The organism is Paraburkholderia sp. GV068 (assembly GCF_003058125.1).
GTDB lineage: Bacteria > Pseudomonadota > Gammaproteobacteria > Burkholderiales > Burkholderiaceae > Paraburkholderia > Paraburkholderia graminis.
In genome coordinates, this window is sequence record NZ_QBUB01000015.1 from 97739 (window position 1) to 115629 (window position 17891).

Genomic DNA, 17891 nt, shown 5'->3' on the forward strand with positions numbered 1-17891 from the left:
CGTTCCGCGAGAGCGGCGGCGCCGCAAAAGAACAGCTACGGATAAAAAGAAATGACCAAAGCGACAGCAACAGTGCAACGAGGATTCGGCGCGCCTGCGAGCGTGCGCTGGGCAATGGGGTTGATCCTCGCGCTGACCGCGTGGAGCGTGCAGGCGCAGACGGACGCGACGGCGCTTGCGCTCGACGTCACGGGAAAAATCGGCAAGACCAACGACGCCGCGCACCGTTCCTATCACTTCGACGAGGCGCAATTGCTGGCGCTGCCGGCTCGTTCGATCACCACCTCGACCACCTGGACACCGCGTTCGAGCTTCACAGGACCGCTGCTGGCGGATATTCTGAAGACGGTCGGCGCGTACGGCACGCAGATCGAGATTCACACGCTCGACGACTATACGTACACGGTGCCAGTATCCGATTGCGACCGCTACGGCGTCGTATTGGCATACAGCATCAACGGCCGGCGTCTAAAAATCAGCGACTTCGGTCCGCTGTTTCTCATCTACCCGCGCGATGCGTTCCCCGATGAACTCACGGGCGCCTCGGGCGATTCGAAATTCGTATGGCAGATCAAGGCACTCATCGTCAAATAAAGCGCCGTCCTGGGCGCCGGTTTTTTTATGTGCTGATCTGGCTCACCGCGCTTGCGGCGCCCGCCGGCGCGATCGGCTATCTGCTCTACGCGAACCTGCTCAATCCCGACACGACCGAGTCGCTGACGGGCTCTTACGACGGCTTCTACTGGGACGCGGCGCAGTTGCAGATCGCCTACGCGCGCTTCGAAAACCAGTTGCTGTTGTATCAGGCCGGCGTCGACGACGATTACCCGCGGCTCACGTTGCGCTATCAGTTGCTGCAATCCAAGCTGCATGTGATGGAAGGCTCCACGCGCCGGCTCACCACGCAGGTCGCGCTGGTGCAGCGGCAACTGGATGAAATCCACGCGCTCGACCGCATGCTCGCCGGTCTCGCGCCTGACGTCGCCGCGCTGCCGACCGATCGGGGCGGCGTCAACCGCATCGTCGCGCAATTGCGCCAGCACTGGAACGAAGTCAACGATCTCGCGCTGAGCCGCCGTTTCGCCGATGTCGCCGACCGCGAAGCGATGAACCGCGACTTCATCGACAAGCGCCGGCTGCTGTTTGCCGGCGGCATGATCCTGCTGCTGCTGTCCGCGGCGGCCACGTTGCTGCTCGTGGTCAACGGCCGGCGCCGCACGCGTCTCATGCATCAGCAGCACGCGGCGCTTCAGGCCGAGCACCAGGCGAGCCGCGCCGCGCGCGAGGCGAGTCTCGCGAAAGACGCGTTTCTCGGCATGATCAGTCACGAGCTGCGCACGCCGTTGCATGCGATCGTGTCGTCGATCGAATTGCTCGGCTTCAACTATCACTCCGAAGCCGACCGCAAGGTGATTCAGCGGCTCGAAACCGCGGCGCGGCATCTCGAAGCGCAGATGAAGGACCTGACCGATTACGCACGGCTCGGCGCCGGCAAGCTCGAACTGCGTCACGAGCACTTCGAGCCGCGCGAGTTGCTGGCGTCGATCGTCGACGAACATGCGATGTCCGCGGCCTCGCGCGGCCTCAAGCTCGAAAGCGAGGCAAGCGGCGTGACGGGTCTCGTCGATTCCGACCCGCACCGCATTCGCCAGATCGTCAACAACCTGGTGACCAACGCGATCCGCTATACGGAAACCGGCACGGTGCGCGTGAAGCTGATGCAGCGGCCGGCGCTATTGAGCTTCGTGGTCAGCGACACGGGGCCGGGCGTTCCCCAGGCGCAAATCCCGCTGATTTTCGAGGAGTTCACGCAACTGGACGGTTCGCGTACGCGCCGCTTCGAAGGCGCGGGCATGGGCCTGACTATCGTGCAGGGACTCGTACGGCTCTTTGGCGGCACCGTCGAAGTCGCGAGCGTGGTGGGCGAGGGCACGACTTTCACTGTGACGATTCCAGTCACGCCGGTCGCGCCCGCGCCTTCGCGTGACGCCGCGGCGCAAACCGGGCCGGGCGACGCGCGGCCAGGCGTGCTGATCGTCGACGACAACCGGCTGATTCGCGAATCGCTCAGCGAGATGGTCGCGCACATGGGCTACGACGCGCACGCCGTCGCCAACGCCGACGATGCGCTCGCGTGGCTCGACGCGCGCCGCTGCGATGTCGTGCTGCTCGATCTGCATATGCCGGGGCGCGACGGCTACGCGCTGCTCGCGGATCTGGCCGCGCGCGGCGGGCCGTCGTCAGGCGTGCCGGTGATCGTGGTCAGCGCTTATGCGCCGGAGCCCGGCGAACAACAGGAGGAAGAGAGAAGCGGCGCGCAGCCGTTTTTTGAAGCGTTATTAAAGCCAGTACATTACGGCGATCTGCGCAACGCATTGCAGCGCGCGCTGGCTTCGCGGCATACCGCGTGAGAGGGCGCCCACAAGCCTGGGCACAAGCCCAGGCGCAGGACTACTGCCTCAGGGCCGATTCAGCCGTTTCGACAGATCGGCGACGAGAATCGCCATCCGCGCGGGCTTTTCATAGCAGGCGACGTCGTAATTACGGATCACCTGGCTGATCTCCGACTCGCTCGCCTTGCCGGTCAGCAATTCGCCTGTCAGAACGAAGATCGGCGCGTCAGGATTTTCCGACGCCCGCACCGCGCGAATCGCGGCCGCCGAGGTTTGCGAACCGAACAGCCAGTCGATCACGATGCCGTCGAACACCTGCGTTTGCAGTTGCTCGGCAAAGGCCGCGAGTCCGTAGATCGCCACGGCGGCAAAGCCGCTGCGCTCGAGGTAATCGCGCAGATTGTCGGCGCTCGCGTGATCGTCGTCGACCACGGCGATGGTCGGCTTGTCGGTCTCGGCGCGGCGCGGATAGATCTCGATCTTGTGGACTTCGTACGCGCTTTGATACAGCGCGCCGTCGTGCCGCGCGACGCGCCACTGGCCGAGCTTCGAGTAGGCGACGAAGTCCGGGCGGCTGCCGGGTTCCAGCGCCGCGCCCACCCAGGCGGTGCACGGCAATTCGATCGCGCCGATGCAGAACACGGCTTCCTGCGCGATCGCGCCGACCATGCCGGGGTCGAGCGACTGCGCGCCGAAGAGCTGCGCGGCGGGCTCGCCGTACACCTCGGCGACCTTCTTGATTTGCGACAGCGTCCACGGGCTATTGCCGCGCAGCTTGCGGTGCCCTTGCGAAAAGCTCAGATCGAGGATGCGGCAAAGTTCTGTGGTTTGCTGTCGCTTGCCGATTCCGTGCCGGCTCATCAACTCGCGCACGCGCTCGGCGACTGCGATGGAGTCAGGTGAGTGTGTTTCGTTGGTCATACTGCGTGAGAATCCGCCGTCTTAAAGGGCTGTGGTGGGCGATACGGCAGGCGTAACGCGGCCATGCATCATGGACACGGCGCGACGCAGCTACGCGGGGGACAGCAAATGTACCGCAAAAAACATCGCGGTCGGCTTTTTGTGTTATGCGTTTTGCATAACCCCATTTTACCGATGAAACCGGGCCATATCCACCCAGGGCTCTTGCGAACGGCGTCAGTTCTCCGGCATCTTGGCGAGTTTGGCCGCCGAGTTCCTCAGTCCTTTGAAGATCCGCTCGGCAACCCTGGCCGGAAACCGTTCCGGCAAATCCGCCGAGACCTGGTCGATCACGTTCGGCGTCTGTTCGATGAGGCGCTCGATCAGCGGTTCGGCGCTCGCGCCGTACGAGCATTTGAGCGCCATCGTGTTGAAGTGGCGCCGCTGCACGTCGCGAAACGCGTCGTGCTTGCTGCGCGACCACATGCCCATCGCGAGGCGCGCCTTGAACCACGACCACTGGTTCGGCCCGCTGCCTTCGACGGGCCAGATCGACATGACGTCGTAAAGCGGCGTCAGCCGGTATTGGCCGCCCGCGAGCAGGCGAATGCTGAAGTTCTTCGCGTGGCCGTCCGGCGCGGCGAGCATCCAGAAGAGAATCTGGCTGGCGAGCAGCGTTTCGATGTCCTGCGCGGCCGCCACCGATTGCTGCAAAACGCGCGCGAGGTCGAGCACGCCGGGACCGCCTTCATTTTCATACTTGCGATGCGACGGCACGCCGTACACCTGGCAAAAATCCTCTTGCGGCAGGCGCAACAGCCATTGCCCGCTCGAATGCAGTTGCCGGTCGAAGCGCTCGACGCTCAGCACGCGCTGTTTGCCGAACGTCACGACTTCCGTGTTCGCGACCGGCAAACCGTAGGCGCGCAGGATGCGCAGGCACAGCCATTCGTTCTCGACCGAGGTGCTGAGATCGGCCAGCTTGTTGCCGACGAGTCCGAGCGGCAGCTTGAAGATATGCGTGGTGGGCGTCGCGCCGTGCGGCCGTTTCCATTCTCCTTCGTGCCACAGTAGCGCGGTCTTTTCCTGCGCGCCGGCAAGGGAGATGCGGAAATCGTCGTCGCTTTGGTCCGCTGCGCCGAGCGTGGGCGTGCTCACCGTGCGCGTCAGCATGGTCTCGATTTCGGCCTCCGAGAGCGGCGTACCTTCGATCCGGTCGACGTGCTCCGGCACGTCGTCTTCGGGCAGCAACTGCACCGCGCCCACGCAATCGCGGCCGATGGCTTGCAGCAGATCGAAGGCGTCGAGCGTCTCGGTCTGATAGCGCTGCGCGATGCGCTTTCTGATGACCTCGCTGTCGGGCAGCAGGTTGTCGAAGTAATTGAGGACGCGCGGCCCTTTGTGCGCCAGGTTGCCGGGCGCGAAAGGCAGCGAGAGCGACAACGGCCTGCCGGCAGGCGAGGCGATCCACGCTGCGTCGTAGGAAAATTCCATTGGACCGCGCGCCGGAATCCGCCAGACGCCGACGCGCTCGCCGTTTGCCCAAACGGAAAGTGCGCGCGAATGTGTAGGGCGGGTCATGCTCACCACTCGATCAACGGCGCCGGCTCAAACTCCGGCTTGTTCTTGTCGCGCATTTGTAACTGCAGCCCGTAGGCGCCGCATAGCGCGAGCAGTTGAGCCACGGTCAGCGCGGCTGCGTCGGTTTCCCAGGTGGAAATGCGGCTTTGGCTCACGCCCACCCGCGCGGCGGCTTCCGCCTGAGTGAGACCTGCCTGCCGTCTGCTCGCGGCAAGCAACTGGGCAATCTGATTCGGGGTGGCGATGAGATGCAGCATGTCAAATATCCGTTTGGCGAATAAATGCATTTTATTCGTCTCGCGGATATTTGGCAAATATTCGCGAGACGAATACGCGTGCAAAATATCTGCCACACGGATATTTGCCATTTATTCGTCCTGCAGATAATTTTCACGCTCCGTCGTCCGTCCGCCAAACTCAATGCGGACGGGCTTTCCAGCGCTTTGCGCAGGTCGGCGTTGCAGGCAACCGCCTGTCCTGCGAAGATGATGTCCGCGCTTAAAACCTCCTTGCCCGATGACGACAACCTATCCGCTGCACGCCGGCTTCACCTCCGCCGACCAACCGTTTCCGCACCACGCCGACGTGGTGATCGCCGGCGCCGGCATCATGGGTTGCGCGGCGGCCTACTATCTGACGCGGCGCGGGTTGTCGGTGGTCGTGCTCGACAAGTCGCGCATTGCCGGCCAGCAGTCGTCGCGAGCGTGGGGTTTCGTGCGCCAGCAGGGCCGCGAATCGGCGGAAGTTCCGCTGATGATGGCGGGCATTCCGCTGTGGACCAGCCTCGAGCGCGAACTGGATTTCGATCTGGAGTGGCGTCAGGGCGGTTGCCTCTATGTCGCCACCGACGAGGACGACTGGACCTCGTTCCAGCAATGGATGGACGTGGCGCGGCAGCACGGGCTCGACACGCGCACGCTCGATCGCAAGCAGATCGACGCGGTGGTGACCGGCATGCAAGGCCCGGCGCTCGGCGGCCTCTACACGCCGAGCGACGGCCAGGCCGAGCCGCGCCGCGCCGCCGCCGCTTTCGCGGCGCGGGCCGCGCAAGCCGGCGCGCTTTTTTTCGAAGGCTGCGGCGTACTGGGCGTGGAACTCGCGGCCGGTGCGATTGCAGGCGTGGTGACCGAGCGCGGGACGGTCCGCACGCCGCGTTTCATTTGCGCCGCGGGCGCGAGCAGTTGGCGTCTGCTGAAGACGCTGGGCCTCGAACTGCCGCAGCAGGCGGTGCGCGGCACCTGCATGCGCACGAATCCGTTGCCGCATGTGAGCGCATCGACTTTCTGGGGCCACGGGCTCGGCGTGCGGCAGCGCGCGAACGGGGCGATCAATCTCGCCGATGACATGCAGGTCGACGTCGACATGACGCTCGGGCATTTCCGTGCGCTCAAATGGTTTGTGCCGGAGCTGTGGAGTCAGCGCGAGAAATTCAGCTTTCATCTGAACGGCGCGTGTCTGCGCGACTTGCGTGAGCGACTGCCGGGCGCCGTGCCGCCTGGCGAGCGCCTGCTGCATCCGCGCGATCCGCATCCGCAGCCGAACACGAGCCACGCGCCGCGCGCGCTGGCGAAGCTGCGCGCGCTCTTTCCCGCGTTGAAGGACGCGCAGGTGGTCGAGTCGTGGGCCGGTCTGATCGACGTGCTGCCCGACGGCATTCCGGTTATCGACGCGCCGCCGCAAGTCAGCGGTCTGACCATTGCCACCGGCTTTTGCGGGCACGGTTTCGCGATGGGCCCGATCGTCGGCAAGCTGCTCGCGGAGATCAACGACAGCGGGCAGCCGTCGCTCGATCTGTCCGCGTTCCGTTTGCAGCGTTTCTTCGACGGCACGATGCAGCGGCCTCGCAGCATGCTATGAGCGCGCCTGCCGATTTTCTCCGCCCGCATTCTTCCGATCACGTCAGCATGAACGAACCGACTTTGCGTCACGCCGGAGTTCCGTACTACACCCAGTGGGGCAGCCCCGACTGGGTGCGCGCTATCGTCGAGCGGGCAGCCGATCCTTGCGACGATCCCGGCTGGCAGACGAGCGGCTTCACGGACCCGCAGCGCTACCGTTTCTGGGCGAAACGCCTTTGCGGGCTGACGTGCCTCGAATCGGCGCTCGACTATTGGCGTATCGAACACGCGCCGCGCGCCGCGCTGCTCGACGAAGCGTTGCGGCACGGCGTATATCGCATGCGGGATGACGGCGGCGTCGACGGCCTGATCTATCGTCCGTTTGCGGCATGGGTGCAGGAGGCGTTCGGCGTACGCGTCGACGTGTTGCCGCAGGCGTCCATTGAGGAAATCGCCGCGCGTCTCGATGCGCGCACGCTCGCCATCGTGTCGGTGAGCCCGGAGATCCGCTATCCCGACGAGCCGAACCAGCGCCAGGGCGGGCACCTCGTTTTGCTGCACGGACGCGATGCCGGCGGCGTGTGGTTTCACAATCCTTCGGGCATCGGGCCGCAGCAGGCGAACGTCTATCTGCCGTTCGCGACGATGACGCGGTTCTACGCCGAACGCGGGATGACGCTCAGTTGGCCGGGGCGCTGAGCGGCGGCTAGCCGCTGCCGATCAGGCCCGTTTTCTGCTCGACCGTCCGTATCGACATCTGCGATACAGGACCCGACATGAAGAAAACTCACGCCCTGCTCGCCGCGAGCCTTGTCGCACTCAGCACCGTCGGCGCGGCGCATGCCGCCACCCACGATGAGCAGGCCAAGGCCTGCCGCGGCGACGCCATGCACTTTTGCGCGTCCGAGATTCCGAACAAGGCGAAGATCACGGCCTGCATGAAGCAGCACGTCGACGAACTGAGTCCGCCTTGCCGCGCGATGTTCAAAGGCGGCAAGAAGTCCGGCGACAGCGACGGGAAGTCGACCGCGGCGCAATAAATCCGCTTTGAGCGAAACAGCGTGCGCGACGCGCGGGGAAGCGCGTCGCGCATCGGCGCGGCACGCCGTGATGCGCTGCGCACGCCGTCCCGCGTCGTAGAATCGGCTATTCCGACTGCGACCACCTACCCGCCCATGACCCGTCCGACCACGCAGATTTTCGACGCCGACGCGACCGCGCGGCTCACACCGTACGCCGCGCTCGTCGACGCGTTAAAGCGCGCCAGCATCGACTACGCGCAGCGGCGCATAGCGAGTCCCGAGCGCCTCGTCGTGCCGCTCAATGAAGGCGGCGTTCTGCTGTCGATGCCCGCGACCGCGCCGGACCTCGCGATCCACAAGCTGGTCAACGTGTGCCCGCGCAACGGGCCGCGCGGCTTGCCGACCATCCACGGCCAGGTGATGGCATTCGACGCCGACACCGGCGAGACGCTTTTCATCCTCGACGGCCCGACGGTGACCGGCCGCCGCACCGCGGCCATGTCGATGCTCGGCGTCGCCACCTTTGCCGCGGCCAGGCCGCGCGAGTTTCTGCTGATCGGCACGGGCACGCAGGCGCTCAATCATCTGCAAGCGATCGGCGAGCTCTATCCCGAGGCGCGCGTCTGGGTGAAGGGCAGTGCGCCGGCGCGCGCCGAGGCGTTTTGCGCCGCGCATCGCGGCAAGGTGTCGGAGTTGCAGCCGCTTGCGCAGCCCGACGCGCCGCTGCCGGAATCGATCGACACGGTGATTGCGCTGACCACGAGCCGTCAGCCGGTTTACGACGAGGCGGCGCGCGCGGGGCGCCTCGTGATCGGCGTCGGCGCGTTCACGCCCGAGATGGTGGAGATCGGCGCGCGCACCATTGCGGGCAGCGCGCTTTTCGTCGACGACGAGGCGGGCGCGAAACACGAGGCCGGCGATTTCATCCAGGCCGGCGTGGATTGGGCCAGCGTGCGCGGCATTGCTTCGGTGCTGGACACGTCTGCTCGGGCGCCTGCCCAAACACCGATCGTTTTCAAAAGCGTCGGCTGTGCGGCGTGGGATCTGGCGGCCTGCCGCGTCGCGCGCGAGGCGTGGTCGCGCGGATAAGCGAGCGACAGCGAGAGGCTCGCGCCAGAAAAACGCCTTAAAAACAGCGCCTTGCCGCCCGCGTTGGCATATTGCGCCAACGTGCGGCGCATGTTGCCGTGCAAACAATCGCAAAACGTTGCACCATAGGCGTTTGCCGGAAAAACCTGCCGATGGGTGCCGTCAGGCCCAGCATCGGCTTCTTCCGCCTTTGCCCAGGGCCAGCGGTTGTCGCTGGTTCTTCGGCATCCGACGACGCCTTCCTTCTCACCACGCTGCGACCGCGCTATGACGACTCAACACGCTTCTGCGACTCCCGAGCTTCCGCTCGACATGATCATCTTCGGCGGCACCGGCGACCTGTCGTTTCGCAAGCTGCTGCCCGCGCTGTACATGGCGCATCTGCATTGCAATTTGCCGCCCGAGACGCGCATTCTCACGATCGGGCGCAAACCCTGGTCGCGCGAGGAATACATCGCCGAGTTCATGGAGCAGAAGGCCAAGCCCTTCATCGAAAAGAAAGCGTTCGATGCCGCCGCGTGGGACAAATTCCTCGCGCTGTTCGAGTACGTGCGCATGGACGTCGATTCGGCCGACGACTATCTGCGCCTGAGGGAAGCATCGCGCGACGGCGTGCGGCGCGTCTTTTATCTGGCGACGTCGCCGGATCTGTTCATGAACATTTGCGAGAACCTCTCGGCTGCGGAACTCGTGGACGACCAGTCGCGTGTCGTGCTCGAAAAGCCGCTCGGTCACGATCTCGCGTCCGCGCAGGAGATCAACACCGCGGTCGGCAAGCATTTCAACGAAGCGCAGATCTACCGGATCGACCATTATCTCGGCAAGGAAACGGTGCAGAACCTGATGGTGCTGCGCTTCGGCAATCCGATTTTCGGGCCGCTGTGGCAGGCGCCGTACATCAAGCGCGTGCAGATCACGGTCGCGGAAACGGTCGGCGTGGGCAGCCGCGCCGGCTTCTACGACAAGACCGGCGCGCTGCGCGACATGGTGCAGAACCACCTGCTGCAACTGCTGTGCATCGTTGCAATGGAGCCGCCCGTGTCGCTCGATCCCGATGCGGTCCGCGACGAAAAGCTCAAGGTGTTGCGCTCGCTGCGGCCCATGACGCCCGAGGACATCGCCCGTGATACCGTGCGCGGCCAGTACACGGCCGGCGCGGTCGACGGCGAGGCGGTGAAGGGCTACCTCCAGGAAGAGAATGTGCCGGCCGGCAGCCGCGCCGAGACCTTCGTCGCGTTGCGCGCGCATATCAACAACTGGCGCTGGGCCAACGTGCCGTTTTTCCTGCGCACCGGCAAACGCATGCAGAAGAAGGTGTCGGAGATCGTCATCGAATTCTCCGACTTGCCGTTCTCCATCATTCCGAGCGGCGGGCGCAACTACGGCAACCGTCTCGTGATCCAGTTGCAGCCGGAAGAGTCGATTCAGCTTCAGGTGCTCGCGAAGGAACCGGGCAGCGGCATGCATATGCTGCCGGTGAATCTGAACCTCGATTTGCAGCAGGCGTTCAGCGAGCGTCGCGCGGAAGCCTACGAGCGTTTGCTGATCGACGTGATCCGCGGACGCCTCACGCACTTCATGCGCCGCGACGAACTCGAAGCCGCGTGGGCCTGGGCCGAGCCGATTCTCGAAGGATGGGCGAAGTCCGGCGAGCGGCCGCGCAACTATACGGCGGGCACGTTCGGGCCGGCTGCGTCGACGGCGCTCATGGCGCGTGAGAATGCTGTTTGGGCGGAGGAGTCGCAGTAAGTTAAGCACATGCGAGCGGCCGGCAATTGTCATTGCCGGCTTCTTTAGCGCAATGAAAAATGGCCTGCGCGATGCAGGCCATTTTTTTGTCCAGCGACGCGACGCGTCGCGTTATCGCGTTGCCGCGTTACGGCAGCGAAATCGTCAGCGTGGCCGATTGCGGCCCGAGCTTGACCACCTGCGAATACGGCGCCAACGTGCGCAACGTCTGATCCCGCAGGTAAGTATTCAAGCCGAGATACGCAAGCAACCCAACCAGCGCGAAAACCGCGCCGATCGACCACAACGGCACTTCACGCTTCAGACGATGCGCGACCTGATCGGGCAGCGGCCAATGCGGCGCGAACGGTGCGCGCTTGCCCTTCATATGCGCGATTTCATCGCCGATGCGCGCCGTCAGATACGCGAGCTTCTCCGGTCCTTCGAGCAGATACTTGCCCTGGAAACCGAGCAGCAGGCACATATGGAACACTTCCAGCGATTGCAGCCGCGCTGCGCCTTGCGCCCGGCATTCCTCGAGATACTGGAAGAACTTCTCGCCCGCGAGCTGCTCGCCGAACAGCACCAGTTGCAGCGGCCGCCGTTCCCATTCGGTGCGGATGCTGAAGCTGGACGACAGCACCGACTCGTCGATCGCCGCACAGAACGCAAACTTCGATGCGTACACATCTTCCGCCGATGCGTTCAGCTTCTTCGCGCCACGCTCAAAGTCGCCGAGAAACTGCTGAATGCGTTGACTAAACTCATGCGCGTCGCCCGGCTCGCGGCCGTTCTTCAAAAGAAACAGCATGAAGAAGCCGTCGTACAGCAGGTCGAGCAGCGAGCGGACCTGATAGCTCGGCTCGGCCGCCGGAGCGGGCGTCGCGGCAGGCGTGCTGCCGCCAAAGAGTGAAGGCGCGTAGCTCATGATGTGACCGCGATCAGTTCAAGTTGAAGATCGTTGATGCCCGACGGCGCATAGATCATTGCCGATTGCGCCTGCAGCATGCGTTCGTACAGTCCGCCGCGCGGCTCGAACGAGAAGTAGCACGCGCCGGGTCGCACGGGAATGGCGGGCGGCACTTGCGGCGTGTAGACGAGCCGCACGCCCGGCATGGCCGAGAGCACGAGCTTGTCCACGTCGTCGGGAGCGCCGACCTTGAAGCGTGCCGGCACCGCTTCGACGAGCTCGGCCGTCGGCATGTCGGCGGACACGGCAATGTAGAACATCGTCTTGTCGTCGATCTTGCCGGAATCGAGCCGGCCCGCATGAAACGACGGACGCACTTCTTCGAGCGCGATCGCGAAGTAGCGCGTGGAGATCACCGTTTCGAGCAGATCGCGCAGGATCGTGTCGAGCCGCGCGAAGCCGGGGCCCGGATCGTCGTGACGATAGGCCGGCAGATCGGATAGCGCATAGCCCTTCGAGAACGTCATCAACTGGCCGGCCAGGCGCAGCAGTTCCTGAAAGAGCCGCTCGGGATGCAGCGCCGAATGCTGATACAGATGCGCAAGCGAAGCGAACGCCGCGCTCGCCGTGTGCAGCAGCCAGAACGACGCGATGTCGCCCGAACGGAACTCGATGATGTTCTTGGTCGGCTCGCGGTGAAAACCATAGAGCGCGTTGACCTTCGCCTGCAACGCGTCGATCAATTGGCGCAGCCGCTGATGCAGAACCGGCGACGCGTCGATGGCGAGACACGGCGGCACGAAGCTGTCGTCGATCTCGAAGCCCGACGTCGCCGTGCGGCGCACGCGCACGAGCGGCACCGACAACAACTGATCGCGCGGCTCGCTATGAGCGATCAACTTGACGCTCGTCTTGAGGAACGTGATGTCGGCTTCGGCGGCGTCGGTGAAATGATCGGCGACGGGCGTCTGCTCGCTCACGTAGCGCGCGACGAAGCCCGCGCTGCTGTCCTGCGAATAGTTGGCGCCTGTCTCGCGCAGCGGATGCAGCGCGAGATAGAACGTGAATTCGTTGATGCCGTCGGGCAACGTGTCGAGCGCGATGGGCGGCGGCAGGTCGTCCGCTTGCGGCGCGGAGTAGAGCGCGCCGTCGGGAAACACCAGCGACAGTTCGCTCACGCGCAGCACGTTGCTGCCGAGCGCGTCGCGGTCGAAGCGCGCGGAGCGCACGCCCCAGTTGTACGGCTGGATGGCCTGGATCGACTCGAAGAGGCGCGCCTCGTGATAGGCGTCCTGACGCTGAAAATGCTGCGGCCTCAGAAACAGGCCTTCTCCCCAGAGCACTTTTGCGGAATAACTCATGTCAAACCTGTTATATGGGTTCAGCGTGCGGCGCGCCCGGAATAACCCGATTCGGGCGTCGCATTGTTAATTCTCTAGAAAATGTTAAATCGCAATGGTCCGGCATCTTTAACCGCAGCTAACCGAAGAAAGCATATTCAGCGGCTGTGCGGGCAATCCCTGTTCCGGCGGGATCACTGTGCCGTTGGTCACGGTCATTGCACAGTTATGCAGGCCGACCATTATGCCGGATTTCTCCGACTTCGCCGGGTCGAAGGCGAATTTCCAACGCTGCATGGCGGGATCGCGGAATAGCGCGACGATACCCAATGCCAGCGCTTCACGCGACACCTTTTCGGTAACAACGTAACGTTGGCCGGGGATTAGCGTCACTTCGCGCACGCTGAGCAGATCGCCGCCGAGAGTGGTCTTTTCCTTGCCGACATCGGTAAATGCGTCGAATGGCGCCTGCTGGAATGAAGTCGGATCTTTCAAAGCGTAAAGACGCACGACCAGCGCCAAAGGCCGTTTGTCATTTGCGGCATTCAGATTGGGCGCCGCATATAACGTGAGTGCGACATTGCGCGGCGGTTTCTGCGCGTCCGGCAATTCCGGCTTACCGAGGCCGCTTGCCTGCAAAGCCGCGTTGGCAGCGGCTCCGAGCACCGTCACGCCCGCGGCGCAACCGCCCAGAAGGGCGCATAAGGCGGCGTGAGTGATCAATAGCGATGCATGGCGAACAAGACGCGAATTCATATACATCGACCGGCTGCCGCCGTCCCCCGTCTAAACATCAATAACGAAATCATTCCGGCGCGATTTCAGCAACTAATGCCGCTTTCTGCCGTTTACTGCCGCTCTACTGCCGCTCTACTGCCGCTCGATGCAACGCGCATGTAATGCCCATGCCGAGCGCATCTTTCGGTCCGCCAGTGGAAATTTTTGCCGAGGCCCAAGCTGCTACTATTGCGCCAGGAAACAATTTCTGCTCGCCTGGTTTTAAAGATCCACGCGTATTTTTTTCGTGCAATGCTTCTTCACATGAAAGTTGAATTATCGAAATTTGGCCTGTACTATACCCGCGCACTTGAAGCAAAGCAAAACTCCGGTTTCTCCCTTGAATTAAAAAATCGCACGTCGGTGAAAAACGATGAATGACCGTCTGTTAGTAAAACTATCTGGGGTAGTGTTGGCTTGCGGCGTGATGGCCGGTTGCGCGACACAGGGCAACAACGCGGCAACCACACCGGAGGCTTTTAATAAGCAACTCGCGGACGCGGATACAGTGGCGAAAGGCGGCGATCAGGATCGCGCTATCGCGCTTTATCAGCAGCTTTCAAAATCCGATCCGACGCGCGAAGAACCGTGGTCGCGCATTGCGCAGATCCAGTTCGCACAAGGTCATTACGGGCAGGCTATCGTCGCCGCGCAAGAAGCGTTGCAGCGCGACCAGACGGATCGTCAGGCAAAGAGCGTGCTGGCCGTCGCGGGCCTGCGCGTCGCCACGCAATCGCTGGGCGAGTTGCGTCAGGACGCGTCGCTCGCAGGCGATGCGAAGTCGGACGCGCAGGCGCTCGCCAAGCAGTTGCGCGACACGCTCGGCGAGGCAACGCTGTTCCCGCCCGACCCGAACGACAAGCAGGCTCAGAAGAAAAAGCGCGTGATTCGCCGCGTCACGAAGAGCAAGGCCGTGGAAGCGCCGGAAGCAACCACCAGCGCCGCGGCCCCTGCCGCCACGCCGGCTGCTCCTGCCGCTCCCACTCCCGCACCTGCGGCGCCCGCAGCGCCCGCCAAGGCCGCGCAAAGCGGCGGCGCGTCAGATCCGTTCAGCGCGCTGCGCTGATCTTCACGCCTCACCATCAGCATTCGGGAGCCGACGATGGCGAAGAAAGAAAGCATACAGAAACGCTTGCAGAAAGTGCGGCCGCCCCGCGTGCAGCTCACCTATGAGGTGGAGCGCGGCGATGCGATCGAAGTGAAGGAGCTGCCGTTCGTCGTCGGCGTGGTGGCCGATCTGGCGGGGCAGTCCGAAGTCGAGCAGCCCAAACTGCGCGATCGCAAGTTCGTCAGTATCGACCGCGATAATTTCGACGACGTGATGAAGGCGATCGAGCCGCGCGCGGCGTTTCAGGTCGAGAACCGCCTGAGCGAAGCCGGCGGCAAATTCGCAGTCGATTTGCGCTTCAAGTCGATGGCCGATTTCAGTCCGGACGAAGTGGTTGCGCAAATCGACCCGCTGCGGCGTCTGCTCGAAGCGCGTTCGAAGCTCGCCGATCTGCGCAACAAGCTGGCCGGCAACGACAAGCTCGAAGATCTGCTGTCCGAAGTATTGAACAACACGCAGCAGTTGCAGACGCTGGCGAAAGACCAGAGCAATGCGGCGAACCGGGACGGCGGCGCGCCGGATCAAGACAAGCAAGGCGAATAAGCACGGGGTGTGAGATGAACCAGCAAACGGCGGCAGCCCAACTCGCTACCGCGCAAAGCGGTACGGAATCCACGCTGCTCGACGAGATCGTCGAGAAAAGCCGCGTGGCGAAGTCCGATTCCGAGCATGCTCGCGCGAAAGACCTGATCGGCGAACTCGTGCGCGAGGTGCTCGACGGCACGGTGGTGGTCTCCGACAATCTGTCGGCCACGATCGACGCGCGCGTTGCCGAACTCGACCGGCTGATTTCCGCGCAATTGAGCGCGGTGATGCACGCGCCGGAATTTCAGCGCATGGAAAGCACGTGGCGCGGGCTCGACTATCTGTGCAAGGAGAGCAACACCGGTTCGACGGTCAAGATCAAGGCGCTGCATGCGCCCAAGCGCGACCTCGTGCGCGACTTCAAGACCGCGATCGAATTCGACCAGAGCGCGCTCTTCAAGAAGATTTACGAAGAAGAGTTCGGCACGTTCGGCGGCTCGCCGTTCGGCGCGATCATCGGCGACTTCGAAGTCACGCGTCAGCCGGAAGACGTGTACTTCATCGAGCAGATGTCGCATGTTGCGGCAGCCGCGCATGCGCCGTTTATCGCATCGGCGTCGCCTGAATTGCTCGGCCTTGAAACGTTTGCCGATCTCGGCAAGCCGCGCGATCTCGGCAAGGTATTCGATACCGTCGAATACGCAAAATGGAAGTCGTTCCGCGACTCGGAAGACTCGCGCTACGTCGGCCTCACGCTGCCGCGTTTTCTCGGCCGCTTGCCGTTCAATCCGAAAGACGGCGCCACCGCGGAAGGCTTCAATTTCGTCGAGGACGTGGACGGCACGGATCACAGCAAGTACCTGTGGTGTAACGCGGCATGGGCATTCGCCGCACGTCTCACGGCCGCATTCGACGACTTCGGCTGGTGCGCCGCCATTCGCGGCGTGGAAGGCGGCGGTCTTGTCGAAGATCTGCCGACACACACGTTCAAGACCGACGACGGCGAAATCGCGCTGAAGTGCCCGACCGAAATCGCCATTACGGACCGCCGCGAAAAAGAACTGAGCGACCTCGGTTTTATTCCGCTCGTGCATTGCAAGAACTCCGACTATGCCGCGTTCTTCGCCGCGCAATCGGTGCAGAAACCCAAGAAATACAGCACCGACAGCGCGAACGCCAATGCGGTTCTCTCTGCGCAATTGCAGTACATCTTCTCGGTATCGCGCGTCGCGCATTACCTGAAGGCGATGATGCGCGACAAGATCGGCAGTTTTGCATCCGCGCAGAACGTGGAAGTTTTCCTGAACCGCTGGATCTCGCAGTACGTGCTGCTGGATGACAACGCAACTCAGGAGCAGAAAGCGCAGTTCCCGCTGCGTGAAGCATCGATCCAGGTCTCGGAGATTCCTGGCAAGCCGGGTGTTTATCGGTCCGTGGCGTTCCTGCGCCCACATTTCCAGCTCGACGAACTGTCCATTTCCTTGCGGCTCGTCGCCGATCTGCCGAAACCGGCCAATTCATAAACGAAGTCAGAATACCCGGGCGGGCCGCCCGGGGTAGCTGTTAAAACCACCTCTTTGGGGAGTCGATGAGTTATGAAGGACATCTATTTAAAATTCGGCAATCCGGCGATCAAAGGCGAGTCTGCCGATAAAGATCACGCTGGCTGGATCGAGATCGATTCGTGGAGCCACTCCATCACGCAACCGCGTTCGGCGACGGCTTCGACGGCGGGCGGTCATACGTCCGAGCGTTGCGAACACGCCGACATGCAGTTCACGAAAGACATCGACGTGGTGAGCCCGCTGATTTATCAGCATGCATCGGGCGGCACGACGTTCGACGAAGTCACCATCGACTTCATGCGTTCGGACGGCGAAGGCAATCGCATCAAGTACCTGGAAGTGAAGCTGAAGTACGTGATCATTTCGAGCGTGACGCCGAGCGTCGTCGGCGAAGGATTGCCGAGCGAGCAGTTCTCGCTGAAGTACGCCGCGGTGCAGTGGAAGTACACGCAGCAGAAGATCGGCGGCAATCAGGGCGGCAATGCGCAAGGCGCGTGGAGCCTGACGAAGAACGACAAGACGTACGCGGTGTAATGCACGGGCGCACGCCGCGGCGCGCATTGCCTGAAAAGGTTGGCGCGCGCGGCGTGCGCCTGTCATGAACCGCTTCTTCGGACGCCGATGAAACGCTTCGAGCCCAGCTTTCTCGACAAGCTGTTCGACGACGAACCGCATCTGCCGGCTTCACCGGCGATGCGGCAATTGTCGTTGGAGGAACTGAAGGCCACCGTCGCGCGCGACGTCGAGGCGATTCTCAACACGCGAATTGCGCTGACCGAGCATGAACTCGCGGCCTTGCCCGAATGTCAGCGCTCGGTGCTGACCTATGGTCTGAACGACTTCGCGGGTTTGAGTCTCGCGAGTCACTATGACCGCACGTTCATTTGCAAATCGATTCAGCAGGCCATTGCACGGCATGAGCCGCGCTTGCAGCAGGTATCGGTCACACTCGAACTGAACGAACAATCGACCAACGCGCTTTATTTCGCGATTCAGGCGTTGCTGGTCGTTCATCCGGCAGAAGAACCGGTCAGTTTCGATGCGATGTTGCAGCCGTCCACATTGCAATACTCGGTGACGCGCGCACGCGCGAAACTGTAGACGCTGTTTTGTTT

At 63.1% G+C, this 17891-nt stretch carries 18 protein-coding genes; 12 read left to right on the plus strand and 6 right to left on the minus strand.

The features are described from left to right. The first annotated feature begins 51 nt into the window (after positions 1-51). Positions 52-594: a molybdopterin-dependent oxidoreductase gene (locus tag C8K18_RS26390; protein WP_053860261.1), complete on the plus strand. Its 543-nt coding sequence runs from the start codon at positions 52-54 to the stop codon at positions 592-594. After that, entirely contained in the window at positions 564-2411 is a 1848-nt protein-coding gene (locus C8K18_RS26395; RefSeq protein WP_006053221.1) for an ATP-binding protein, read from the plus strand. Before C8K18_RS26390 ends, C8K18_RS26395 begins: the two co-directional genes overlap by 31 nt. Before the next feature lie 48 nt (positions 2412-2459). Here C8K18_RS26395 and C8K18_RS26400 read toward each other — a convergent pair whose 3' ends face one another. The 3 genes from C8K18_RS26400 to C8K18_RS26410 all read right to left on the minus strand — a co-directional run bounded on the left by C8K18_RS26400 (position 2460) and on the right by C8K18_RS26410 (position 5131). Continuing rightward, positions 2460-3314, minus strand: coding sequence for a helix-turn-helix domain-containing protein (locus tag C8K18_RS26400; protein ID WP_006053220.1), 855 nt, complete (start codon positions 3312-3314; stop codon positions 2460-2462). Between the two features lie 216 nt (positions 3315-3530). Next, positions 3531-4874: a type II toxin-antitoxin system HipA family toxin gene (locus C8K18_RS26405; RefSeq protein WP_107710362.1), complete on the minus strand. Its 1344-nt coding sequence runs from the start codon at positions 4872-4874 to the stop codon at positions 3531-3533. 2 nt (positions 4875-4876) lie between these two features. Next, positions 4877-5131, minus strand: a complete 255-nt coding sequence (locus C8K18_RS26410; RefSeq protein WP_029968691.1) for a helix-turn-helix domain-containing protein — start codon at positions 5129-5131, stop codon at positions 4877-4879. Positions 5132-5390: 259 nt separating this feature from the next. Between C8K18_RS26410 and C8K18_RS26415 the strand changes: the two genes are divergently transcribed. The 5 genes from C8K18_RS26415 to zwf all read left to right on the plus strand — a co-directional run bounded on the left by C8K18_RS26415 (position 5391) and on the right by zwf (position 10572). Then, complete coding sequence (locus C8K18_RS26415) at positions 5391-6731, plus strand: FAD-binding oxidoreductase (protein WP_107710360.1); 1341 nt, start codon at positions 5391-5393, stop codon at positions 6729-6731. 47 nt (positions 6732-6778) lie between these two features. Then, positions 6779-7411 (plus strand): C39 family peptidase, encoded by a 633-nt coding sequence (locus C8K18_RS26420; protein WP_107710427.1) that lies wholly within the window; start codon positions 6779-6781, stop codon positions 7409-7411. 77 nt (positions 7412-7488) lie between these two features. Continuing rightward, positions 7489-7752, plus strand: a complete 264-nt coding sequence (locus C8K18_RS26425; protein ID WP_029968694.1) for a hypothetical protein — start codon at positions 7489-7491, stop codon at positions 7750-7752. 135 nt (positions 7753-7887) lie between these two features. Next, positions 7888-8823: a bifunctional Delta(1)-pyrroline-2-carboxylate/Delta(1)-piperideine-2-carboxylate reductase gene (lhpI, locus tag C8K18_RS26430; protein WP_053860854.1), complete on the plus strand. Its 936-nt coding sequence runs from the start codon at positions 7888-7890 to the stop codon at positions 8821-8823. A 267-nt stretch (positions 8824-9090) separates the two neighbouring features. Then, entirely contained in the window at positions 9091-10572 is a 1482-nt protein-coding gene (gene zwf / locus C8K18_RS26435) for a glucose-6-phosphate dehydrogenase (protein WP_029968698.1), read from the plus strand. 127 nt (positions 10573-10699) lie between these two features. Here the strand turns inward: zwf and icmH are convergent, their stop codons facing one another. The 3 genes from icmH to tssJ form a co-directional block, all read right to left on the minus strand. Continuing rightward, positions 10700-11479 (minus strand): type IVB secretion system protein IcmH/DotU, encoded by a 780-nt coding sequence (icmH, locus tag C8K18_RS26440; RefSeq protein ID WP_029968700.1) that lies wholly within the window; start codon positions 11477-11479, stop codon positions 10700-10702. Then, entirely contained in the window at positions 11476-12822 is a 1347-nt protein-coding gene (tssK, locus tag C8K18_RS26445; protein WP_029968702.1) for a type VI secretion system baseplate subunit TssK, read from the minus strand. Before tssK ends, icmH begins: the two co-directional genes overlap by 4 nt. A 108-nt stretch (positions 12823-12930) precedes the next feature. Further along, on the minus strand, positions 12931-13557 hold the full coding sequence (gene tssJ / locus C8K18_RS26450; protein WP_107710426.1) for a type VI secretion system lipoprotein TssJ: 627 nt from the start codon (positions 13555-13557) through the stop codon (positions 12931-12933). Between the two features lie 394 nt (positions 13558-13951). Between tssJ and C8K18_RS26455 the strand changes: the two genes are divergently transcribed. From C8K18_RS26455 to tssE, 5 genes are all read left to right on the plus strand, one after another. Beyond that, complete coding sequence (locus C8K18_RS26455) at positions 13952-14644, plus strand: M48 family metallopeptidase (protein WP_006052926.1); 693 nt, start codon at positions 13952-13954, stop codon at positions 14642-14644. 36 nt (positions 14645-14680) lie between these two features. Beyond that, complete coding sequence (tssB, locus tag C8K18_RS26460; RefSeq protein ID WP_006052925.1) at positions 14681-15229, plus strand: type VI secretion system contractile sheath small subunit; 549 nt, start codon at positions 14681-14683, stop codon at positions 15227-15229. 14 nt (positions 15230-15243) lie between these two features. Next, positions 15244-16734, plus strand: coding sequence for a type VI secretion system contractile sheath large subunit (gene tssC / locus C8K18_RS26465; RefSeq protein WP_006052924.1), 1491 nt, complete (start codon positions 15244-15246; stop codon positions 16732-16734). A gap of 72 nt (positions 16735-16806) precedes the next feature. Continuing rightward, complete coding sequence (locus C8K18_RS26470) at positions 16807-17310, plus strand: type VI secretion system tube protein Hcp (protein WP_006052923.1); 504 nt, start codon at positions 16807-16809, stop codon at positions 17308-17310. Positions 17311-17397: 87 nt separating this feature from the next. Then, on the plus strand, positions 17398-17877 hold the full coding sequence (tssE, locus tag C8K18_RS26475; protein ID WP_006052922.1) for a type VI secretion system baseplate subunit TssE: 480 nt from the start codon (positions 17398-17400) through the stop codon (positions 17875-17877). Positions 17878-17891: the final 14 nt, after the last annotated feature.